The sequence below is a fragment of the Streptomyces lavendofoliae genome (assembly GCF_014649735.1).
GTDB lineage: Bacteria > Actinomycetota > Actinomycetes > Streptomycetales > Streptomycetaceae > Streptomyces > Streptomyces lavendofoliae.
Map to the genome: position 1 here is coordinate 360,488 of NZ_BMTP01000006.1, position 21,965 is coordinate 382,452.

Below are 21,965 nucleotides of genomic sequence, written 5' to 3' on the forward strand. Positions count from 1 at the left end.
TCAGCCCTTCTTCGGGCGCGGTGCCGGAGGCGCCAGAAGCACCTGACCCGCCCCGGCCTGCAAGGCGAGCGCCGCACATTCACGGGTGTCGCGGTAGAAACCCTGGGCTTCGCCCGGGTTGAGGGCTGCTTCGATGTCGGTGTCCGAGACCTGCGTCCGGTTCCGGAGCTCGTACTCGTGCGACGTCATGCCATCAATCCCCTCATGCGGAAAGGAATGCTTGCTTCCACTTCCAGTGGAACCCCATCCGGGCGAGTACGCAAACGGCGCAGGCGCTCCTTCGGACGAACCTCGCGTCGCGAAGCGCCTATTCGCCCGGGGAACGGGGCGCGGACCGGGTGACGGCCGTCGCTCCGCGTAAAGGGAACGGCCCCCGCCCCGAAGGACGGAGGCCTTGTCGTGGGCCCACGCCGCCCGCCCACGGACCGGGAGGTGACGGTGTGTGACCGTGTACAGATGTTGTCCGTTCAACCCTTCTTGGGCCGCGGCGTCGGGGGCGCCAGCAGCACCTGACCGGCTCCGGCCTGAAGGGCCAGAATCCCGCACTCGCGGGTGTCGCGGTAGAAACCTTCGGCTTCGCCCGGGTTGAGGGCTGCTTCGATCTCGCTCACCGACACCTTGGTGCGGTCCCGGAGTTCACGCTCGATGGACGTCATGCCGTCATCCCTTCATGCGGAAAGGAATGCTTTCTTCCGCTTCCAGTGGAACGCAGTCCACCGTCCGGCGCAAATGGCGAAACCAACGATTTGTGGTACAAACATCCACTTCCGGTTCTCGGTTGCGGGCGCATGGCCCGCAGGTCGCCCGTCTGCCCATCCCGGATGGCGCAACCGCCAGGATTGCCCATTAGATGGTGCAAACCGCGCGCCCAGTCGGCGCTCGACGACCGACACGGTGTGTGCCTCACCGGAGTCCGGCGAACGGAGCCACGCCATGACAACCGATGACCCCACAACTCGCCCCGCGGCAGCGGCCCCTGACCGGGCACAGCCGCCCCACCCGCCCGACCGGCCCGACCGGTCCGGCACCGCCGGCGTGCCCGTCGACGCGGCGCACACCGAGGCGCCGCCGTTCGGCACGGTGCCCGTCGACGTCGCGCACGCCGAGGCCGTACGCCTGGGAGCGGCGTCACCCGCGCCGCCCGCGCCACCCGCGGGGACGACGTACGCGAACGGCACGTACACGCACGTGGCACCGTCCGCGGCGCCCGCGGCGCCCGCCAACGGCGCGCCCACCGACGGGACTTACGCGACGAGCACGCCCGCGAACGGGGCGCACGCGCCCGCCCCGCCGCCCGCGACCAGCGGCGCGGTGGCCACCGACGGCACCGCCGCGTACGGCGCGCCCGGCGTCCCCGGTACCGCACCGGGTGACGCCGTGTACCGCGAACCCGTGTACCGCGAAGCGCCGCTCCCGGAGCGCCCCGCCGGAACCGCCGGCGACGACGCCGCGCCCGACCACGCCACGCCCGCCGACGCGGCCTCCGACGACGGTACGGCCGCCGCCGACGGTGCGGTCGGTGACGCGACGCCAGGTGACCCGGCGGCCTCCGACGCGGCGCCCCCCGACACCGCCTCCGCCGTCGCGGTCGACGCCGCGCTGGTGGACGCCGTACTCGGGGAGGCGGCGGGTACCGGAGCCGACGACGAGGACGGCGACGAGCGCATACGGACCCTCATCTGGACGGCGGCCACCTACCGCCCGCTGGAGGAGGTCGCCGCACTGGTGACCCAGCTGAAGAACACCAACGCCGTGGACAGCCCCGCCGACGAGGCGCTGCGCGCCGCCGCGGTCGCCCGGCCCCTGGATGAGGTGCGGCAGCTGGTCGCGATGCTCAACGCGGCCGGCCACACGCTCGACGACAGCGACACCACACTGCGTGCCGCGGCCGTCGGCAGGCCCATCGAGGACGTCGTGCAGCTGGTCAGCATCCTCGGCTCCGCCGACGGCACGCAACCGCCGGTGGCACCGGGCGCCACGCCCGGCACGACGGCCGGGTCGCCCGTGTCCGCACCCCTGCCGTCGGTTCCCGAGAACCCGCACGTCCGCCCGCCCCGGTCCCTCGCGGGCGCTGCGGCACCGGTGAAGGAGACCAAGGTCCTCGACCGCGAGCCGGCCGCCGGCGACACCGCCCCGTCCTCACGGTCCGGGCTGCGCTGGCCCGCCGCGGCGGGCCTGTTCGCCTGCGGCATCATCCACCTGCCCACGGATTTCGCCGGTCTGCGGGCCGGCGGCTACGTGGACGCCCTGGCCCTTGTGGTCACCGTGCTCTGCGTGGTGCTCGGCGAATGGCTGATCGTCCGGGACTCGCCCCGCGTGTGGGGCTTCGCGGCGGCGGCGTCCGTCGGAGTGGTGGCCCTCCACGGGATGGCGGGAAGCAGCGGGTTCGCGTTGCTGAACAGCAGCCTGGGACGGTCGTGGGCGTGGTCCGGCGCCGCGGCGGTGACGTGTGCGATGGTCACGGCGCTGCTGGCGGGCTCGGCGCTGCTGCGCAGGCAGAGACAGCCCGACGCGACCGACGGAGCATGACGGGCACCGCCCTCAGCGGGCCGCCGTCGCACGGGAGCCGCTCCACGAGCGGCTCCCGTCGCCGCGGTCACCGCCTTGACCGCCGTACGCCTCGACCCGGTCGTCCCGCACCGGCGTGGCGGCCATCGCCCGCGCCGTCACCAACGCCGTGGCCGCTGTCGCTGCGGGGCCGCGCCCCGGTGGAGGACCGCGGAGCGGCAGCCCATGGCCCCGAGCAGGTCGCGCCGGCCTGCCCACGACCGGTCCCGGCGCTCCGCCGGGCCGTTTCCCCGGCGGGCCGGGAAGGGAAGCCATGACGTAGCCGACCACCCCGGAAGGGCACCGCATGACGACCTCCGTGCACGGCCCCGAGGAGGAGGCCGCCGGGTCCTCCCCGCCCACCGGGCCGCCGCGCTCGCGCAGGGCGCTCGTCGCGGGTTCGGTGGGCAACTTCATCGAGTGGTACGAGTTCGGCGTCTACGGCTGCTTCGCCACCGTCATGGCCGCCACGTTCTTCACCCCGGCGGGCGGAAGTGAGGCGGAGGCCCTGGTCAGGACCTATGCGTCGTTCGCGCTCGCCTTCTTCTTCCGGCCGGTCGGCGCTGCGCTCTTCGGCCGCCTCGGCGACCGCGCCGGGCGGCGTCCCACCCTGATCCTGGTGGTGCTGCTGATGACGGCCGCGACCACGCTCATCGGATTGCTGCCGTCGTACGCCACGATCGGCCCCGCGGCGCCCTGGCTGCTGACGCTGCTGCGGATCGTGCAGGGCCTGTCGGCCGGCGGGGAGTTCGGCGGTGCCGTGTCCCTGATGACGGAGTTCGCCCCGCCCGGCAGGCGCGGGCTCTACGGGGCGTGGCAGTCCTTCACCGTGGCCCTGGGCCTGCTCGGCGGGGCGGGGGTGGCGGCGGGGCTCGCGACCGTACTGAGCGAGGCGCAGCTCGGGGCGTGGGGGTGGCGGGTGCCGTTCCTGCTGACGCTGCCCATGGGACTGGGCGCGCTGTGGCTGCGGCTCCGGCTGGAGGAGTCCCCGTCGTTCCGCCGCCGTCCCGGCGCGGCCGGCGACCCGGCGGAGCCGGGGGCGCGGGCGGGGGCCGGGGCGGCGCGCGCGGACGCGCGGGAGACGGTGCGGGCGATCGCGCTGGGTGTGGGCCGGCTGATGGGCTGGTCGGCGGCCGGCTACACCTTCCTGGTCGTGCTGCCGTCGTACCTGCAGAGCGTCCTGGACGCCTCCTTCCGGCAGGCGCTGACCGCCACCGTTCTCGCCAACGCGGGCTTCGCGGCGGCGATCCTCCCGGCGGGCGCGCTGAGCGACCGGGTGGGGCGGCGCGCGGTGATGGTCTCCGGCGCGGTGGTGGCCGCGCTCGCGGCGTTCCCGCTGCTGTACCTGCTGCGGGACCCGGGGGCGCCGACGGCCGCCAAGGGCCTCGCCGTGTGCGCCGCCGGCGCGATCGTGGGGCTGCTGGCGGGGCCGGGGCCGGCGATGCTCGCGGAGATGTTCCCCACGCGGGTCCGGTACACCGGTCTCGGTCTGGCGTACGCGCTCTCCAACGCGGTGTTCTCCGGCTGCGCGGGCCTGATCGTCACCGCGGCCGTCGAACGGACCGGGAACGCGGACGTCCCCGCGTACTACGTGGCCGCCACCTGCGCGGTCAGCGCCCTCGCCCTGGCCGGCCCGCGGGGCGACGACCACCGCCGCGCGCTGCGCGACTGAGGCGGGGAGGGGCCGTGCGGGTCATCGGGCTGATGTCGGGGACGTCGTACGACGCCGCGGACGCCGCGGCGGCCGACCTGTCGCTGGACGGGGACACGCTCGTCCTGGCGCCCCTCGGCCTGGTCAGCGAGCCCTGGCCCGGTGAGCTGCGCGCCGCCCTGGCCGCGGCGCTGCCGCCGGCGGCCACCACCATGGAGGAGGTGTGCCGGCTGGACACCCGCCTGGGCAGGGCGTTCGCGTCCCTCGCCGTACGGGCCGACGCGGAGCTGTGCGGCGGGCGCGCCGACCTGGTGGCCTCGCACGGGCAGACCGTCCACCACTGGGCCGAGGGCGGCACCGTGCACGGCACCCTCCAGCTCGGCGAGCCGGCCTGGATCGCCGAGGCGACCGGGCGTCCCGTCGTGTCGGGGTTCCGCACCCGTGACGTCGCCGCCGGCGGGCAGGGCGCGCCGCTGGTCAGCCTCGTGGACGTGCTGTGGCTGCGCGGGCGCGCGGGCGTGCCGGTGGCCCTGAACCTCGGCGGCATCGCGAATCTCACGGTGGCCGCCGGACCCGGGTCCCCGGCGGCGTTCGACACCGGGCCGGCGAACGCCCTGACCGACGCGGCCGTGAGCGACCTCACCGGCGGGCGGCGCGGGTACGACGAGGACGGCGCCCTGGCCGGTCGCGGCCGGACCGACGAGGCGCTGCTGCGGCGGCTGCTGGACGATCCGTACTACGCGCAGCCGCCGCCGAAGAGCACCGGCAAGGAGCGGTTCCACCTGCCCTACCTGCGGGCCGCTCTGGCCGGTCACGAGACGCTGCCCGCCGAGGACGTCGTGGCCACCCTCACCCGGCTGACGGCGCGTACGGTCGCGGACGCCGCCCGGTCGGTGCGGGCGACCGAGGTGTTCGCCTCGGGCGGCGGCACCCGCAACCCGGTGCTGATGGCCATGCTGCGTACGGAACTTGGCGGCGTCCCGCTGCGCCGTTCCGACGAGCTGGGCCTGCCGTCGGCCGCCAAGGAGGCGTACGCCTTCGCGGTGCTCGGGTTCCTCACCGTCCACGGGCTCGCCGGGACGCTCCCCGCGTGCACCGGTGCCCGGCACCCGAGCGTCCTCGGCTCGATCACACCCGGCCGGCGCGGGCTGCGCCTGCCGGAGCCGGCCACGACGGCGCCCGTACGACTCCGACTGACCACCGATTGACGCCAATTCATGCCGAATAGTTTCGACCCCTCCACTTGGGGCGACCCGGAGAGGACGAACCGTTCGACGGATTGGGAGAGTTCCATGAGTGACTGGCGCCAGCAGGCGTTCTGCCGCGACGAGGACCCCGACCTGTTCTTCCCGATCGGGAACACGGGTCCGGCGGTCCTCCAGGCCGAGGAAGCCAAGACCGTGTGCCGCCGCTGCCCTGTCCGGGAGCCGTGCCTGGAGTGGGCGCTGGAATCCAGCCAGGAGGCGGGCGTCTGGGGCGCCACCACCGAGGACGAGCGGCGCGCCCTGAAGCGCCGCCGCGCCGCCCGCCGGGCCGCGCGGGGCACCGGCTGAGCGGGAAACGCCGCTCGGCGGAGCCGCGCCGCCGCGTGCCTCGGGCCCGGCCGGGAGCCTCCCGGCACGGGCGTCCCCGGAGTGGGCCGTACGCCGACCGCGTACGGCCCACTCCGCTGTCCGGCCCGGCCCGGGCGCTGACCGCCGCCGCGAGCGGACCGGGGACCCCACCACCCGGCCGGGGCGCGGCAGTGACCCTGGACCCACCACCCGGCCGGGGCGCGGCAGTGACCCTGGACCCACCACCCGGCCGGGGCGCGGTCGTGACCGTGCGCGGCGGAACGGTCGCGGTGCGTCGACAGGTCTACCCATGGCACAGGTGTCCGGTCTACGTTGGTATGACCGTCCCGTCCCGGCCAGCCGATCCGGAGCCCCATGCCCAGCCCCCGTACCGTCTCCGCCGCGCTCACCGGCGCGCTCGTCGTCGCCCTGGTCGGCTGTGCCACGACGGGCAGCGGCGCCGCCGAGCGGCCCGCGGCCCCCACGGCCCCGCGCGCGTCCACCGCGCCGGTGGTGGCCGGCCCCGCGCCCGCGGCTCCCCCGGCGCCCTCCCCTCGGCCCACGTCACCGGACACGGCCACGCCCGGTGAGACGGCCCACACCCGGGCGGCCGTGCTGGCCATCCCGTCGATCGGCGTCGAGGACCTGCGGGTGGTCCCGTACCAGGGGACGACGGACGACCGGCCGGGCACCCTCATCCAGAACCGCGGCGTGGCGGCCAGTCCGTACGGCCCGAAGGGCGGCGTGGGGCCCGGCGAGACCGGCAACTACCTGGTGACGGCGCACCGCCTGTCCTCCGGCGGCCCGCTGCGCGACCTGCCGGCGCTCGACGTGGGCGACTCGGTCTTCGTGACCTCGGGCGGCACGGTGCACCAGTACCGGATCACCGCGACCCGCACGACGTCGTTCCGCTCCGCGGACTCGCTCGCCGCACAGCGCGCCGCGGTGCCGGGCAGGCCCGGCGAGCGGCCGGTGAAGGCGATGATCACGGTGTCCACCTGCGCGACGCCCGAGGACGACGCGGCCGGGAACTTCTGGCGGGACGCCAACGGCAATCCCGAGCACCGCATCGACAAGATCGGCGTACTGGTGTCATCCCGGAAAGCGCAAGGGCAGTGACTTCAGGCCGTTGATGAAATGGGACACCAGCCGCCGGGGCGGGGCGGCGGGTTCGTAGGGCGGCCAGACGCGCAGCACCTCCTCGTGCAGGATCCGCAGCTGGAGCCGGGCGAAGTGCGCGCCCAGGCAGACGTGCGGGCCGTCGCCGAACGACACGTGCGGATTGGGCGAACGGCCCAGGTCCAGGCGGTGGGGGTCGGTGAACACCCGCTCGTCGTGGTTGGCCGAGGCGTGCAGGACGACCACCTTGTCGCCCCGGCGCACCCGCTGTCCGCGCAGCACGTGGTCCTCGGCGGCCGTGCGGCGGAAGTGCAGCACCGGCGGGTGGACCCGCAGCAGTTCCTCCACGGCGCCGGCGGGGCCGTACCGGCCGGCGCGCAGCGCCCGCTGCTCCTCGGGGTGGGTGGCGAGCACGTGGAGCCCGCCGGGGGCGGCGCTGCGGACGGTGTCGTTCCCGGCGACCGTCAGCAGGAAGAAGAACATCTCCAGCTCCCCGTCGGCGAGGTCCGCGTGCGCGAGGGAGGTGATGACGTCGTCGCCGGGGTGGTCGCGTTTGTGCGCGGCGAGGTCCCGCGCGTAGCCGAACATCTCCTGGAGCATGGCGGGCGAGCGCGGGTTGACGGGCGTGCCGTCGGGGCCGAGCACCGGCGGCTCGTCCGGGTCCTGGTACGCGATGACGCGCTCGGTCCAGGCGAGCAGCAGATGCCGGTCGCTCCGCGGCACGCCCAGCAGGTCGGTGAGGTTGAGCAGGGCGTACTCGTCGGTGACCGCGCGGACGGCGTCGACGGTGCCGTCCCCGTCGCGGGCGGCGGCGCGGGCGGCGGTGAGCAGCTCCCGGGCCCGCCCCTCGGCGGCGCCCGCGAAGCGGTCGGTCCGCGCCGGGGTGAACGCGCGGCCGACCAGCCGCCGGAGCCTGCCGTGGGCGGGCGGGTCCTGGTTGAGCATCATCCGCCGGATGAACGGCAGGTCGGCCGGGTCGGGGTCGCGGATCTGCGTGGCGCCGAGGAAGGAGGAGTACCGGCGGGCGTCCTTGAGGACCCGGACCACGTCGCTGTGCCGGGAGACCGCCCAGAACCCGGGCCCGGCGGGCCAGCCCAGGACCTCGTACTCCTCCTGCCAGGCCACCGGGTGCCGGTCGCGCAGCTCGCGGTAGGCGTCGTGCGGGATGCCGCGCGCGTACAGCCGGGGGTCGAAGACGTCCGGCACCGGTGGCCGCGGGTCGGTCACCGGGGACCGTCTTCGCGCAGGAAGTCCTCGACGACCCGGACGAGTTCCAGGGGCGTCTCGTCCATCGCGTAGTGGCCGGCGCGCGGCAGCTCGGTGACCCGGCCCGCGGGGTAGCAGCGCAGCCAGGTGCGGCGCATCAGCTCGGCGCCGAGCGCCGGATCGAGCGCCCCGACCACCGCGAGGGCGGGTACGTCGCGGCCGGCGACCTCGGCGTGGAAGTCCTCGCGCGCCCAGGAGTCGAGCCAGGCGCGGAACGCCGTGGCGTCGCTGCGGTCCAGGGAGCGGCGGACCATGCGGTCGAGCCAGGCGTCCGGCCGGATCCCGCCGGTGGTGAAGTCGAGGATGGCGCGGCGGTTGCCGGGTTCCCCGGCGGCCCCGGCGAACAGGTCCCACTGCTCGGGCGGCATGAGCAGCCCGCCCGCCGGGACCGGCGAGATCCCGACGAGCCTGCGGACCCGGTCCGGCGCGGCGGCCAGGACGCGCTGGGCGACGCTGCCGCCCATGGAGTGCCCGACGACGGAGAACCGCTCCCAGCCGAGCCGGTCGGCGAGGGCGAGCAGGTCCTCGGCCGCCCGGGTGGTGGTGTACGGACCGGGAGCGCCCTTCGCCTCGCCGTAGCCGCGCAGGTCCACGACGGCGTAGCCGAGGGCGTCGCCGTCGAGGTCGGCGAGGACGGGCGCGTAGGCGGTGCGATCGGCGAACCAGCCGTGGACGGCGAAGACGTGGTGGGGACCGTCGCCGATCCGCTGGTGGGGCAGGAGGAAGGGTGCCACGGGCGCTCCGTTCGGGAGGGACGGCCGGTCGCGTTCACCTTGGCCCGCCGTCGGCCGGGCCACAAGACCGCCCGCCCCGTGGGCGGTGTGCCGGCGCACCCCGTGGGCGCGGGCGCCGGCGCTCACGCCCCGCCGGGGTCCGGGGTGGTGAGCGGCAGGGCGCGGCAGGCGGGCGGGCGGGCGGGGGAGCCGGCCGGCGCGGGGAGCGGTGTGGGCTACCGGGAGCGCTGTCGGCCACCGGGGGCGGTGTGGGCTACCGGGGGCGGTGGGCGTACCGGGTCACCAGCTCGCGCTTGAGGACCTTGCCGCTCGGGCCGAGGGGGAAGGAGTCCGTGAACTCCACCCGGCGGGGGTACTTGTAGGCGGCGATGCGCGCCCTGCTCCAGGCGATGATCCCGGCCGCCAGAGCCTCGTCCGCGACGGCGCCGGGGCGTGGCCGGACCACGGCGCACACCTCCTCGCCGCAGACGTCGTCCGGCAGGCCGATGACCGCGACGGCGGCCACGGCGGGGTGACGGGCGAGGAGTTCCTCCACCTCGCGCGGGTAGACGTTGTACCCGGCGCGGACGACCATGTCCTTCTTGCGGTCGACGACGGTCAGCCGGCCCTCCTCGTCCTGGACCCCCAGGTCGCCCGTCCGGAACCAGCCGTCGACCAGGACCTCCGCGGTGGCCTCGGGCCGGCCGAGGTAGCCGGCCATCACGTTGTGCCCGCTGACGACGATCTCGCCGGTCTCCCCCGGCGGCAGCGGCTCCACCCGGCTCTCCACGTCGGCCCGGGCGATCGCGACCCGGACGCCCTCGACGGGCGTGCCCACAGTGCCGGGGCGGCAGGGCCGGCCGGGGCGGTTGTAGGCCACGACGGGGGACGTCTCGGTCAGGCCGTACCCCTCGTACACCTCGCAGCCGAAGGTGGAGCGGAACTCCTCCAGCACCGCCACCGGCAGCGCCGCCCCGCCGCTGTACGCCCGCTGGAGGGGCGGGCGGCCGGGATCGAGCCGGGCCGCCTCCAGCAGCCCCAGGTACATCGTCGGTACGCCCATGAAGACGGTGCAGCGCTCGGCCGTCATCAGCCGCAGCGCCTCGGCCGCTTCGAAGCGGGGCATCAGCACCATCGTCGCCCCGGCCCGGAAGCAGGTCGCCATGCCGCAGACCTGGCCGAAGGTGTGGAACAGCGGCAGGCAGCCGAGCAGGACGTCGTCGCCGCGCAGCGCGAAGGGGGACACCACGGTGGTGGTGACGTTCATGACCAGGTTGTGGTGCGTGATCATCGCGCCCTTGGGCCGGCCGGTGGTGCCCGAGGTGTACAGGATCAGGGCCAGGTCGTCCGGGGCCCGTGGGACGTACGTGTCGACCGGCGCGGTCCGCGTGGCGAGCGCGTCGAGGTCCGGGGCGCCGGCGGGTCCGTCCCCCTGGACGGTCAGGACGGTGTCGACGCCCGCCTCCCGCGCGGCGGCGGTGCCGACGGCGGCGAGCGGGACGGCGCAGACCAGCGCCCGGGCCCCGGAGTCACCGAGGACGTGGGCCGCCTCACCGGCCTTCAGCAGGGCGTTGACCGGCACCACGGTCGCCCCGAGCGCCAGCGCGCCGAAGTAGGCGGCCGGGAAGTGCGGGGTGTTGGTGAGCAGCAGCGCCACGCGGTCACCGGATCGCACCCCGTGCCCGCGCAGGACGGCCGCGTACCGCCGGGCCCGCTCCCACAGGTCGCCGTAGGTCACGGGGCCGGCCGCGGTGACGAGGGCCGGGTGGGCGGGGCGGCGTGCCGCGGTGTCGGCGAGGAGCCACGCCGCGCCGGGGGTCGCGTCGCCGGTCATGCGGTGGGGCAGGCCGGTGACTCGGGTACGGAAGGATCGGATCCGGGCATCGGGACTCCGGTTTCACGGTTCCACGGGAGCGGTCGGCATACGGCGGCGGTGCGTACCGGGACGGCGAGGGCTTCTCAGCATGGCATACCGACCGCCTTTCGGCAGAGGGTAATCGCGTACTGTTCCGGACGCCTGGCCGCTCCTAGGATGAACCGCTCCATCACGCGCGAGGCGACAAGAGAGCGAGCCGGAAACCATGACCCAGTACATGGATTTCTTCTCACATCTCGCGGAGGAATCCGCGAGCCGGAAGCGGGAGTTCCTGGAGATCGGCAGGATCGCCGGACGTTTCCCCGCCGCCACCACACGACAGGATGGCGAAATCAGCGTCTGGTGCAGCAATGACTATCTCGGTATGGGGCAACACCCGCTCGTCCTGCGGGCGATGAAAACGGCGATCGACGAATACGGGGCGGGTTCCGGTGGCTCGCGGAACATCGGCGGCACGAACCACTATCACGTGCTGCTGGAGCGTGAGCTGGCGGAACTGCACGGAAAGGAGGACGCCCTGGTCTTCACCTCCGGCTACTCGGCCAACGAGGGCGCGCTGTCGGTGCTGGCGGGCCGCATGGACGGCTGTGTCGCGTTCTCCGACGAGCTGAACCACGCCTCCATCATCGACGGCTTACGGCACAGCGGGGCGGAGAAGCGCATTTTCCGCCACAACGATCCGGAGCATCTGGAGGAGTTGGTGGCGGCCGTCGATCCGCGCCGTCCCAAGCTGCTGGTGACGGAGTCGGTCCACTCGATGGGCGGCGACGTGGCGCCCCTCGCGGAGATCGCCGACGTCGCGAAGCGGTACGGGATGCTGACCTTCCTCGACGAGGTGCACGCCGTGGGGATGTACGGCCCGCAGGGCGCGGGGATCGCCGCCGAGCGGGGGCTGGCGGGCGAGTTCGACCTGGTCATGGGAACGCTGGCGAAGGCGTTCGGGACCACGGGCGGTTATGTCGCCGGGCCTTCGGTGATCGTCGACGCGGTGCGGGCGTTCTCCCGCTCGTTCATCTTCACCACCGCCCTGCCGCCGTCCGTCGCGGCCGGCGGACTGGCGGCGGTCCGGCATCTGCGGGGCTCGGAGGCGGAGCGGGAGCGGCTGAGGCGCAACGCGCGGACGATGCACCGGCTGCTGACGGAGCGGCGGATCCCCTTCCTGTCCGACCAGTCGCACATCGTGTCCGTGCGGGTGGGCGAGGACGGGCTGTGCAAGCGGATCTCCGCGCTGCTGCTGGAACGGCACGGGATGTACGTCCAGGCGATCAACGCGCCGAGCGTGCGGGTGGGCGAGGAGATACTCCGGGTCGCTCCGGGCGCCGTGCACTCCCCCGCCGACGTGCGGGGCTTCGTGGACGCGCTGGACGGCATCTGGACCGCGCTGGACGTCCCGCGGGGCGGCGGCTCCGGCCAAGCCTGAACGGCGCCGCGCGCGACGGAGCGGGCGGGCCCGCCCGAGCGTGCGGTCCGACACCGGCGTGCGGTCCGCGCCGGTCCGCCCGCGCGGGGCCGGGCCGCGCCGTCCGTGTCAGCGCGATTCAGCCGGTGACCGTCCGGGTCGGTCGGCGTCCGTCCGGGCCGGTCGGCGTCCGTCCGCGTCCACGTGCGTGTCAGTGCGTGTCAGTCCCTGGGGGACGCCGTGGCGGTGGCCCACAGCCCGCGCATCCCGGCGGAGGCGGCGAGCACCTCGTCGAGCGTTCCGGTGGCCTCCACCCGTCCGTCCGTCACCACCACCACCTGCGCCGCCGCCCGCAGCACGGCCGGCCGGTGGGAGACGGCGAGCACGGCGGAGGAGCCGTCGAGCAGGCGGCCCCACAGGATGCGCTCGGTCTCCGGGTCGAGCGCGCTGGAGATGTCGTCCACCACCATGAGGCGCGGCCGCCGCACCAGCATCCGGGCGATGGCCAGGCGCTGGATCTGGCCACCGGACAGCCGCAGTCCGCGCGGGCCGACCACGGTGTCGACCCCGTCCCGCATCGCGGCGACATCGGGTTCGAGCACGGCCGTGCGCAGGGCCGCGGCGAGCGCCCGGTCGTCGTCCCGGCCCAGCAGCACGTTCTCCCGCACCGAGCCGCTGAACAGCCGGGGCGCCTGTGGGACGTAGCCGCAGCGCGGCGGTACGAGGAAGCCCGCCCGGTCGGCCGGCTCGCCGTTCCACAGGACCTCGCCGCCCGCCCGCGCGGGCAGGAGGCCCAGCACGGCGCGCAGGAGCGTGGTCTTGCCGGCGCCCACGCCCCCCGTGACGACGGTGAGGGTGCCGTCGGCCACCGAGAGCCCGGCGTCCTCGACGCCCCTTCGGGTCCCCGGGTGGTGGGCCGTCAGGTGGCGGACCTCCAGCAGCCGGGGGACGTCACGGCGCGGTGGCGGTGTGCGGTGCCCGGCGGGCTTCCCGGGCGGCGCGGCGGTGTCGGCGGCCGCGCCCCGGAACGCGGTGACGCGCTCCAGGGCCACCGACACCCGCTGCAGGCGGATGGAGAGGATGCCGATGGAGGCGAGGGCCTCGGCGAGTATCTGGAGGTAGAAGGTGAACAGTGCCAGGTCGCCGACACCGAAGGAGTCGCGCGCCCGCCCGGCGGTCAGCAGCAGGACGAGGCCGACACCGAGCGGGGCGGCGTTGCCGATGACGTTGCGCTGCACGCCGGCGAAGAGCGCCTCTCGTACGGCCGCCCTGCCCCGCGCCTCGTCGAGCCGTCCGATGTGCGCGGTGACATGGTCCTCGGCGGCGGCGGCCTGCACGGCCTTGACCGCGCCCACGGCTTCGCCGAGGGCCCCCGCCACGTGGGCGGAGGCGGTGCGGGTGGCCCGCCGGTGGACGAGGAACCGGCCGTGGACGAGGGCCGTGACCAGGGTGACGGCCAGGAGCAGGCCGAGGAGCGCGACGGTGACGAGGACGTCGACGGTGAGCATGATGCCGACGGACGCGGTGACGAACAGCCAGTGCGCGAGGTTGGTGGGCGCCCACGCGAGGAAGAAGCCGACCTCCTCCACGTCCTCGCCCACCGCGCGGAGCGCCTCCCCCGGCGGGACGCGGGCGGTGACGTCGGGCCGTCGCAGGGCCGTGCCCAGCAGGGACCGGCGCAGGCCGGCCGTGGCGCCGTACTGGAGGCGGGGCTCCAGGCGGCTGAGCATCACGCCGAACTGGAGCACCAGCCGGGCCCCCTCTATGGCGGCCACCCAGGCGATCAGCGCGATCAGCCCGCCCGTCCCCGCACCGGCTCCGGTCCCGGCCCCGCCTTCGGCTCCGGCCCCGCCGGCTGCCGTCCCGCCCCCGATCCCGTCGAAGAGCCGCTGGAAGAGCAGGCCCACCGCCAGCGTCCCGGCCCTCAGCAGCACCCACAGCCCGGTCAGCGTCCAGTAGGCCCCGGACGATCCGCGCAGCACCGCCCGCAGGCGGGAGAGGGTCGCTCCCATCACGCCGCCCGGCCGGTGTGCAGGAGACCGTGGAAACGGGAGGCCGGATCGGCGGCGAGAGCGGTCCGCTCCCCGTGCTCGACCACCCGGCCGCGGTCGAGCACCAGTATCCGGTCGACGTGCCGCAGCGCGTGCGGCCGGTGCTGGACCACGACGGCGGTCCGGCCGTGCAGGAGGCGCTCCATGGCGGGGACCAGGAGCTCCTCGGTGTGCGGGTCGAGGCGCGCGGTGGGTTCGTCCATGAGGACGAGGGCCGGGTCGCGGAGGAACGCCCTGGCGAGGGCGACGAGTTGCTCCTCCCCCGCGGACATGCCGCGCGCGCCGGCGCCGAGGACCGTGTCGAGACCGTCCGGCAGGTCCCTCAGCCAGCCGGTGAGCCCGGCCTGTTCGAGGGCGTCGAGGAGGCGGCGGTCGTCGACCGAGCGGTCGAAGAAGGCGAGGTTGTCGCGGAGGGTGGCGTGGAAGACGTGGACCTCCTGGGTGATCAGGGCGACTTTGGCGCGCAGGGCCCGGACGTCCATGGTGCGGATCTCCCGGCCGCCCAGGACGACCGAGCCGGCGGCCGGCCGGTGCAGCCCGAACAGCAGCCGTACGACGGTGGACTTGCCGCTCCCGGTGCGGCCGACGACGCCGAGCCGCTCGCCGGGCCGGAGACGGAAGGAGACATCGGTGAGGACGGGCTCGCCGGGCTCGTAGTGGAAGCAGACGGCGTCGAAGCGCACGTCGAGCGGTCCGGCGGGCAGGGGCGGGCCGGCGGCGGGCCGGGGCCCACCGGCCGCCGGGCCGGGCGGGTGCCCGTCGTGCTCGCGCAGCAGTTCGGCCAGGCGGCCGACGCTGACGACGGCGCTCTCCAGCTCCTGGAAGCGGGCGGTGAGGGCGAGCAGCGGGCGGCGCAGCAGCATCGCGTACGACAGCGCGGCGAACGCCGTACCGGTGGTGAGCTGCCCGCGGGCGTGCAGCCAGACGCTCACCACCAGGGCGAGCACCACGCTCGCCGCCGACAGGCCCTGCACGGTGGCCGGCCACCGCACGGACACCCGCGCCGCGCGCCGGGCCCGTTCGTACAGCGTGCCGAGCCGGTCCTCCAGTGCCCGCATGGTGGCGGGCGCCGCCCCGTTGGCCGTGAGGTCCTCGGCGCAGGCGAGCCGCTCCTCCAGGAAGCCCAGGAGGTCGGCCACCGAGGTCTGCCGGGCGGTGACGAACGGGACCGCCCGGCCGACCAGGCGCCGCAGGAGCAGCAGGGTGCACACGGTGAACGGGGCGAAGACGAGGGCCAGCACCTGGTCGAGCCGGAACAGCGCGACGAGGATCCCGACGACGAGCAGGGCCTGCGCGGCCACTTCGAGCAGGAGGGAGGACATCACGCCGGCCAGGCGGGTCACGTCGCCGTCGACGCGGTCGACGAGCTCACCGGGCGGGTGGCGCTGGTAGAACGGCGCCGGGCGGCGCAGGCAGTGGTCCACCAGCTCGGCGCGCAGCCGGTTGGTGGTGCGCCAGGCGAGGCGGGCCGCGAGGTGGTCGCCGCCGGTGGAGAGGGCCGTCTGGCCGAGCGCCGCCGCGCAGTACCAGGCGGCGACGGTGAGCAGCAGGCCGTCGGGCGAGCCGGACAGCGCGCCGTCGACGAACCGGCGCAGCATCTCGGGCGCGACCAGCTGGAGTCCGACGCCCAGGGGAACGACCAGCGCGAGGAGGGCCAGCGGTCCGCGCTCGCCGCTCAGGTGCCGGCCGAGTCCGCGCAGCCGGCGCCATGGGCTGTCAGCCAACGCGGCCCCCTCCGTCCGTCACAACGCCGGGACCCGACAGCATAAAGAGGCGTCATGCGGTTGGGAATGGGCTGGCCGGTATTCGCCGGTTGCGGAATCCTTCCCGCCGTCCGCTTATTCGCGTTTCCTGTTTTCGCCCGTCACTCCCGGGCCCATTGCTCGCGGAAAGAACGCGCTGTTAGACTCCGGCGCGTCTTTTCAGGTCCCTTTGTCCGCCTGTCCGGGGCCGAATACCAGCACGTCGCACCGCCTTGAACAGCCGTACGCGCAACGGAACAAGGGGGACTTCATGCCAAGCGACGCATACCTTCCGGCCATCGCCGGTGATGTCGTGGTGACCGGTGCAGCGGGTTTCATCGGGTCGCACCTGGTGTCGGCATTGCGCCACAGCGGCCGGAACGTCACGGGGGTGGACCGCCGGGACATGAGCGTCCACACCGAATCGGGACCGGCGCCGGGCGAAGGGGCCTTCCAGGCGCGGACCGGTGATCTCGCGACCATGGATCTCGGTTCCTGCCTGAAAGGCGTGGACCTGGTGTTCCACCTGGCCGCCTTACCCGGCGTACGGCCTTCCTGGACGGAATTCCCCGAGTACCTGCACTGCAACGTGCTGGCCACCCAGCGGCTGCTGGACGCCTGTGTGCAGGCGGGCGTCGGGCGGGTGGTGATGGCGTCCTCGTCGAGCGTGTACGGCGGTGCCGAGGGCGCCATGCACGAGGAGATGCTCCCGCGCCCCAGCTCGCCGTACGGGGTGACGAAACTGGCCGCCGAGCGGCTGGCCCTGGCGTTCGCCGCCCGCCGGGACACCGCGCTGTCGGTGGCCGCGCTGCGCTTCTTCACCGTCTACGGGCCCGGTCAGCGGCCGGACATGTTCATCTCCCGGATGATCAGGGCGGTGCTGCTCGGCCGGCCCGTCGAGGTGTACGGGGACGGCACGCAGATCAGGGACTTCGTGTACGTCGAGGACGTCGTCCGCGCCCTGCTGCTGGCCGCGGCGCCCGGCCGGCCACGGGGCGACAGCGCCACGGACCACCGCACCGTGGGCGACCAAGCCGTGGGCGATCCCGCCGACGACGACCGGGCCGAGGTGCTGAACGTGGGCACCGGCTCCTCCGTGTCGCTGAACCGGCTCCTGGAGCTGACCGCCGAGCTGACCGGGCTCCGGCCGGACGCCCGCTACGGCCCCACCCGCGTCGGCGACGTGGGCGCGACCACCGCCGACCCGGGTCGGACGCGCGAACGGCTCGGCTTCCGCCCCGCCACGGACCTGCGCACCGGCCTGGCCGCCCAGATCGAGTGGACCCGACGGCGGCTGGACCCCGCCCACCGGCCCGATCGGGCGCTCGGCGGCACGGCGACGGGCCGGCGGGCGTAACGGCGTGTGCGGCTTCGTGGGCTTCAGCGACCCCGACGGGGGCGGCGACGCCTCGCGCGCCACCGCCGGACGGATGCTGGCCGCCGTGGCGCACCGGGGCACGGACGGCTCCGGCTGGTGCCACCACCGGGGCATCACCCTGGCGCACTGCGCGCTGACGTTCGTCGACCCGGACCGCGCCCGGCAGCCGTTCCTGTCCGGATCGGGCCACGTCTCCGTGGTGTTCAACGGCGAGATCTACAACCATGCCGCGCTGCGGCGGGAGTTGCGCGCCTCGGGCGCCGCGCTGCGCACGGAGAGCGACACCGAGGTGCTGGTGGAGCTGTACGAGCGGCACGGCATGCGGATGCTGGGGCGGTTGCGCGGCATGTACGCCTTCGCGCTGCACGACGCCCGCACCGGCACGACGGTGCTGGCCCGCGACCCGATGGGCAAGAAGCCGCTGTACTACGCGCGCGTCCCGCGGGGGGTGGCCTTCGCCTCCGAACTGGCGGCACTGCTGCACCACCCGGACGTCCCCCGGACGCCCGACCCGCGGGCCGTCGCCGACTACCTGGTCCTCCGGGCCTTCCCCGCGCCGGGTTCCGCCGTCTCCGGGGTGCGCAAGGTGCGCCCGGGGTGCTTCGTGCGCCACGAGGACGGTGTGCTGACCGAGGTGGAGCACTGGCGTCCGGCGTCGCCGGGCGTGGCGGCGCGCACCGGGGTCCGGGAGGCCGAGGCGCGGTTCACGGCGCTGTTCCGGTCGGCCGTGGAGCGCCGGGTGCTGAGCACCGGACGGCCGCTGGGCGTGCTGCTGAGCGGGGGGCTGGACTCCAGCGCGGTGGCGGCCGTCGCACAGGACGTGTCGCCGCACGGGCCGGTGCCCACGTTCAGCGCCGGGTTCTCCGACACGGACTTCGACGAGTCGGCCCACGCGCTGCTGGTGGCCCGGCACCTGGGCACCGAGCACCATGTGGTGCGGATCGGCGGGCGGGACCTGGCGGAGGTGGTCGAGTCGGAGTACGGGCGGGCCGACGAGCCGCTCGCCGATCCGTCGCTGCTGCCGACCCGGATCGTGTGCCGGGCGGCGCGGCGGCGCGTGCGCGGGGTGCTGACCGGCGACGGGGCGGACGAACTGCTGCTGGGGTACCGGTTCTTCCAGGCCGAGCGGGCGCTGGAGGCGCTGTTGCGGGTCATGCCGGCGGACCGGGTGGAGGCCCTGGCGGGCGCCGTCGCGCGGAGACTTCCGCAGCGGTCGGGGAACCTGCCGGCGCGGGCCGCGCTCGCCCAGTTGGCCCGGGGGGTGCGGGCCGCGCCCGAGCACCGCTTCTACCTGGCCACGGCGCCGTTCGCACCGGCCCGGCTGCCCGCGCTGTTCCGCCCGGAGGCGGCCGGGGCGCTGACGGACCACGACCCGTTCGCCGAGGTGGCGCGGCTGCTGGAGGGCCGCGCCGGTCTGTCGCCCCTGGAGCGCAGCCGGCTCGCCGTCGTCTGCCACTTCCTGCGGGACGTGATCCTCACCAAGACCGACCGGGGCGGTATGCGCAGCGCGCTGGAGCTGCGGTCGCCGTTCCTCGACGTGGACCTGGTGGAGTACGTCGACGCGCTGCCGCCGGGGCTGAAGCTGCGCGGCTTCACCGGCAAGTACCTGCTGCGCCGGGCCGCCGCCCCGTGGCTGCCGCGCGACACCGTCCGGCGTACGAAGCTGGGCTTCCGCGCCCCGGTGGCGGCGTTGCTGCGGGGGGAGCTGCGGACGCTGCTGCGGGACACCCTCGCACCGGCCGCGCTGGACCGCGGCGGCCTGTTCGACCCCCGTGCGGTGCGGGTCCTGCTGGACGACCACCTGAGCGGTCGGCGGGACACGTCGCGGGGGCTGTGGGCGCTGCTGTGCTACCAGCTCTGGTCCGACGGACTGCCCGCCGCCTGCCGTGCCCCCGCCCCGCCCGCCCCCGTGGCCCTGACCGAGGAGATGCGCCGTGCCGTCTGACCACAGCCGTATCCAGGTGCTGTCCCCCCGTACGTGGGGGGAGTTCGGCAACTACCTGGCGGCGACCAGTTTCTCGCGGGTGCTGCGCGGGGCGGTCGACGCGGAGGTGACGCTGCTGGAGGCCGAGCCGATCGTGCCGTGGCTCGGTGACGCCGGGGCGGAGATCCGCGCGATCTCGCTGGAGAGCCCGGACGCGGTGACCCGCACCGAGCGGTACATGGCGCTGATGTCCCGGCTCCAGGAGCGTTTCCCGGCCGGGTTCGAGGTGGACCCGGGACTGCGGCAGGCGGAGGCCCTGTCGGGGCTGGTGAAGCACCTGCGGGAGACGACGCCGGACGTCGTCGTGGGCACCAAGGGGTTCGTGGCCCGGCTGTGCGTGGCGGCGGTGCGGCTGGCGGGGCTGCGGACCCGGGTGGTGAGCCATGTGACGAACCCGGGTCTGATGGATTTGCCCCTGCACCGCAGCCGGCACCCCGACCTGACGCTGGTGGGCCTGGAGCGCGCCAAGGAGCGGCTGCTCGCCGAGGAGGGCGGGGACCCGGACCGCATACGGGTGGTGGGGCCGCTGGTCGCCCAGCACGACCTGCGCGACTTCATGACGGGCGGGCGCGGGGGCGCGCCGGCCGCGTCCGGCCCCTGGGGCGGTGACCGCGCGGTGCCCCGGCTGATCGTGTTCTGCAACCGGGGCGGCGACACCTACCTGCGGCTGCTGGAGCACCTCGCCGAGCGGCACCCGCACATCGACCTGGTGTTCGTCGGGTACGACGACGCCGAGCTGGCCCGCCGGGCCGCGGCGTCCGCGGCCGCGTCGCGCGTCACGCACTGGCGGTTCCACAGCCGGCTGACCCAGGCCGAGTACTTCGACTACATCGACCAGGCGGCGAAGTCCCCCTACGGCCTGCTGGTCTCCAAGGCGGGGCCCAACACCACCCTGGAGGCCGCCTACTTCGGTATCCCGGTGCTCATGCTGGAGTCGGGGCTGCCGATGGAGGCGTGGGTGCCGGGCCTGATCGCCGGGCACGGCCTGGGCCGGGCGTGCGACACCCCGGCGGAGCTGACCCGCGTCCTGGACGACTGGCTGGCGGACCCGGCCACGATCGAACGGCACAAACGGGATGTGCGGGTCTTCGCCCGTACCGTGCTCGACCAGGAGGCCGTGGCCCGCCGCATCGGCGAGGCGGTACGGACCGTGCTGGAGGCCCGGTGAGCGCGGACCACGGCACGGCGGCGCCGTACCTGCGCCTGGAGCAGCGGTCCGCAGGGGTGCGCGTCCGGGGCCGCGCCGAGGCCGCCTTCGGCCACGAATCGGCCGACGGGCAGGGGGTGTTCGCCCGGTGGCGGTGGGACGGGGAGCGGCTGCTGGTGCGCAACGACCGGTACGGCATGTGGCCGCTGTTCTACCGGCAGGAGGGGGCCGCCCTCACGGTGTCGCCGGACGTGCGGGTCCTGCTGGAGCTGGGCGGCCCGGCCGAGCCGGACCACGACGCGCTGGCCGTGTTCCTGCGGCTGGGGTTCTTCCTCGCCGAGGACACGCCGTTCGCCGGGGTACGGGCGCTGCCGCCGGCCGCGACGCTCACCTGGTCGGCCGGGCGGCTGCGGCTCGCCTCCGCCCGCGTGGCGCCCGCCGGACCCGCGGCGACGACCCGGAGGGCGGCCGTCGACGGGTTCGTCGAGCTGTTCCGCGACGCCGTCGCCCGCCGCCTGCCGGACGAGCCGTACGTCCTGCCGCTCAGCGGCGGCCGGGACTCCCGGCACATCCTGCTGGAGCTGCACCGGCAGGGCGCCCCGCCCCGGTTGTGCGTCAGCGGCGCCAAGTTCCCGCCCGACCCGGGCGCGGACGCGAAGGTCGCCGCGGTGCTGGCCGCCCGGCTGGGCGTCGAGCACCGGGTCCTGCGCCCGCGCCGTTCGCAGTTCCGGGCCGAACTGGCGGCGAACCCCGCGCAGAGCATGTGCACCGTGGAGGGGGCGTGGGCGCTGCCCGTCCTGGCGTACCTGCGCGCCCGCACCCCGGTGTCCTTCGACGGCATCGGGGGCGGCGAGCTGGCCCAGAACCCGAGCATGGAGCTCATCCGCGCCAACCCCTTCGACGCGTCGGACCTGCCGGGCGTCGCCGACCGGATGCTGCTTGCGGGGCGGACCGGCCCGCACGTGGAGCACCTGCTCAGCCCCCGGCTGGCCGGGCTGTGGAGCCGGGAGCGGGCGCTCGGGCGCCTCGTCGCCGAGCTGGAACGGCACACCGGGGCGGCGTTCCCCCATGCCTCGTTCTACTTCTGGAACCGCACCCGGCGGGCCATCGCGATGACGCCCTACGGTCTGCTGCGCGACGGCCCGGTACTGCACGCCCCGTACGTGGACCACGCGCTGTTCGACCACCTCTCCTCGGTGCCCGAAAGCCTGCTGATCGACGGGACGTTCCACGACGAGGCGCTGCGCCGGGCGTACCCCGAGCACGCCGGGCTGGGGTTCGCCAGCGCCGCCCCGCCACCGCCCACGCCGGTCCTGGTGCGGCACCGGCTGGGCTACCTGCTGCGCCTGCTGGGCCACGCGGCGTGGGCCGAGCGGGACTGGCGGCGGGGTGGGGACGGGGTGCTGGGGCGTCTGCTGGCGGCCACCCGGGGCGAGGGCGCCGGGCGGCGGGTCAGCCGCCTGCTGCCGATCGCGGTCTATCTGCTCCAGCTGGAGGCGCTGACCGGACGGCGGGACACCGCCGGGCCGCGGTGACTCC

General features: G+C 75.1%; 17 protein-coding genes. 10 read left to right on the forward strand and 7 right to left on the reverse strand.

Annotated features, from left to right (window positions below; all coding sequences use genetic code 11):
- Together IE109_RS14475 and IE109_RS14480 are read right to left on the reverse strand one after the other, a co-directional pair.
- Window positions 1-189 carry a hypothetical protein gene (locus IE109_RS14475; protein ID WP_189551245.1) on the reverse strand — a complete coding sequence of 63 codons (189 nt, stop codon included), beginning with the start codon at window positions 187-189 and terminating at the stop codon, window positions 1-3.
- Between the two features lie 278 nt (window positions 190-467).
- Window positions 468-656, reverse strand: coding sequence for a hypothetical protein (locus IE109_RS14480; RefSeq protein WP_189551246.1), 189 nt, complete (start codon window positions 654-656; stop codon window positions 468-470).
- 277 nt (window positions 657-933) lie between these two features.
- Here IE109_RS14480 and IE109_RS33150 point away from each other — a divergent pair, with 277 nt between their 5' ends.
- The 5 genes from IE109_RS33150 (at window position 934) to IE109_RS14505 (ending at window position 6,870) form a co-directional block, all read left to right on the forward strand.
- Complete coding sequence (locus IE109_RS33150; RefSeq protein ID WP_229891019.1) at window positions 934-2,529, forward strand: hypothetical protein; 1,596 nt, start codon at window positions 934-936, stop codon at window positions 2,527-2,529.
- 325 nt (window positions 2,530-2,854) lie between these two features.
- The gene (locus IE109_RS14490; RefSeq protein ID WP_189551247.1) at window positions 2,855-4,219 is read left to right on the forward strand and encodes an MFS transporter; all 1,365 of its coding nucleotides are present in this window, start codon (window positions 2,855-2,857) and stop codon (window positions 4,217-4,219) included.
- 14 nt (window positions 4,220-4,233) lie between these two features.
- Complete coding sequence (locus IE109_RS14495) at window positions 4,234-5,406, forward strand: anhydro-N-acetylmuramic acid kinase (RefSeq protein ID WP_189551248.1); 1,173 nt, start codon at window positions 4,234-4,236, stop codon at window positions 5,404-5,406.
- A gap of 84 nt (window positions 5,407-5,490) precedes the next feature.
- Window positions 5,491-5,751 carry a WhiB family transcriptional regulator gene (locus tag IE109_RS14500; protein ID WP_189551249.1) on the forward strand — a complete coding sequence of 87 codons (261 nt, stop codon included), beginning with the start codon at window positions 5,491-5,493 and terminating at the stop codon, window positions 5,749-5,751.
- Between the two features lie 375 nt (window positions 5,752-6,126).
- A complete protein-coding gene (locus IE109_RS14505) occupies window positions 6,127-6,870 on the forward strand; it encodes a class E sortase (RefSeq protein ID WP_189551250.1) in 744 nt (247 codons plus the stop codon).
- On the opposite strand, the gene IE109_RS14510 is transcribed toward IE109_RS14505, so the two are convergent.
- The 3 genes from IE109_RS14510 to IE109_RS14520 form a co-directional block, all read right to left on the reverse strand.
- A complete protein-coding gene (locus IE109_RS14510; protein WP_189551251.1) occupies window positions 6,844-8,097 on the reverse strand; it encodes a cytochrome P450 in 1,254 nt (417 codons plus the stop codon). The two genes, IE109_RS14505 and IE109_RS14510, sit on opposite strands and share 27 nt — an antisense overlap.
- A complete protein-coding gene (locus IE109_RS14515) occupies window positions 8,094-8,870 on the reverse strand; it encodes an alpha/beta fold hydrolase (protein ID WP_189551252.1) in 777 nt (258 codons plus the stop codon). The genes IE109_RS14510 and IE109_RS14515 overlap by 4 nt, the downstream gene beginning before the upstream one ends.
- Before the next feature lie 253 nt (window positions 8,871-9,123).
- Entirely contained in the window at window positions 9,124-10,683 is a 1,560-nt protein-coding gene (locus tag IE109_RS14520) for a long-chain-fatty-acid--CoA ligase (RefSeq protein ID WP_189551253.1), read from the reverse strand.
- A 247-nt stretch (window positions 10,684-10,930) separates the two neighbouring features.
- Between IE109_RS14520 and hemA the strand changes: the two genes are divergently transcribed.
- On the forward strand, window positions 10,931-12,145 hold the full coding sequence (hemA, locus tag IE109_RS14525; protein WP_189551254.1) for a 5-aminolevulinate synthase: 1,215 nt from the start codon (window positions 10,931-10,933) through the stop codon (window positions 12,143-12,145).
- Between the two features lie 200 nt (window positions 12,146-12,345).
- Here the strand turns inward: hemA and IE109_RS14530 are convergent, their stop codons facing one another.
- Window positions 12,346-14,136 (reverse strand): ATP-binding cassette domain-containing protein, encoded by a 1,791-nt coding sequence (locus IE109_RS14530; RefSeq protein WP_189551255.1) that lies wholly within the window; start codon window positions 14,134-14,136, stop codon window positions 12,346-12,348.
- Complete coding sequence (locus IE109_RS14535; RefSeq protein WP_189551256.1) at window positions 14,136-15,899, reverse strand: ABC transporter ATP-binding protein; 1,764 nt, start codon at window positions 15,897-15,899, stop codon at window positions 14,136-14,138. The genes IE109_RS14530 and IE109_RS14535 overlap by 1 nt, the downstream gene beginning before the upstream one ends.
- A 289-nt stretch (window positions 15,900-16,188) precedes the next feature.
- Between IE109_RS14535 and IE109_RS14540 the strand changes: the two genes are divergently transcribed.
- From IE109_RS14540 to IE109_RS14555, 4 genes are read left to right on the forward strand one after another with little or no spacing between them, the layout of a single operon-like run.
- Window positions 16,189-17,274, forward strand: a complete 1,086-nt coding sequence (locus IE109_RS14540) for an NAD-dependent epimerase/dehydratase family protein (RefSeq protein WP_189551257.1) — start codon at window positions 16,189-16,191, stop codon at window positions 17,272-17,274.
- A 16-nt stretch (window positions 17,275-17,290) separates the two neighbouring features.
- Window positions 17,291-19,240 carry an asparagine synthase (glutamine-hydrolyzing) gene (gene asnB / locus IE109_RS14545; protein WP_229891022.1) on the forward strand — a complete coding sequence of 650 codons (1,950 nt, stop codon included), beginning with the start codon at window positions 17,291-17,293 and terminating at the stop codon, window positions 19,238-19,240.
- Window positions 19,230-20,447, forward strand: coding sequence for a glycosyltransferase family protein (locus tag IE109_RS14550; RefSeq protein WP_189551259.1), 1,218 nt, complete (start codon window positions 19,230-19,232; stop codon window positions 20,445-20,447). Before asnB ends, IE109_RS14550 begins: the two co-directional genes overlap by 11 nt.
- The gene (locus IE109_RS14555; protein ID WP_189551260.1) at window positions 20,444-21,961 is read left to right on the forward strand and encodes an asparagine synthase-related protein; all 1,518 of its coding nucleotides are present in this window, start codon (window positions 20,444-20,446) and stop codon (window positions 21,959-21,961) included. The genes IE109_RS14550 and IE109_RS14555 overlap by 4 nt, the downstream gene beginning before the upstream one ends.
- The last annotated feature ends 4 nt before the right edge of the window (window positions 21,962-21,965 follow it).

Excerpts from the sequence above, each read along its gene's own strand:
- IE109_RS14505 (WP_189551250.1), top strand. The coding sequence starts at position 6,127 with ATGCCCAGCCCCCGTACCGTCTCCGCCGCGCTCACCGGCGCGCTCGTC.
- IE109_RS14490 (WP_189551247.1), top strand. The coding sequence starts at position 2,855 with ATGACGACCTCCGTGCACGGCCCCGAGGAGGAGGCCGCCGGGTCCTCC.
- IE109_RS14480 (WP_189551246.1), bottom strand. The coding sequence starts at position 656 with ATGACGTCCATCGAGCGTGAACTCCGGGACCGCACCAAGGTGTCGGTG.
- IE109_RS14530 (WP_189551255.1), bottom strand. The coding sequence starts at position 14,136 with ATGGGAGCGACCCTCTCCCGCCTGCGGGCGGTGCTGCGCGGATCGTCC.
- IE109_RS14540 (WP_189551257.1), top strand. The coding sequence starts at position 16,189 with ATGCCAAGCGACGCATACCTTCCGGCCATCGCCGGTGATGTCGTGGTG.
- IE109_RS14475 (WP_189551245.1), bottom strand. The coding sequence starts at position 189 with ATGACGTCGCACGAGTACGAGCTCCGGAACCGGACGCAGGTCTCGGAC.
- IE109_RS14520 (WP_189551253.1), bottom strand. The coding sequence starts at position 10,683 with ATGACCGGCGACGCGACCCCCGGCGCGGCGTGGCTCCTCGCCGACACC.
- IE109_RS33150 (WP_229891019.1), top strand. The coding sequence starts at position 934 with ATGACAACCGATGACCCCACAACTCGCCCCGCGGCAGCGGCCCCTGAC.
- hemA (WP_189551254.1), top strand. The coding sequence starts at position 10,931 with ATGACCCAGTACATGGATTTCTTCTCACATCTCGCGGAGGAATCCGCG.
- IE109_RS14500 (WP_189551249.1), top strand. The coding sequence starts at position 5,491 with ATGAGTGACTGGCGCCAGCAGGCGTTCTGCCGCGACGAGGACCCCGAC.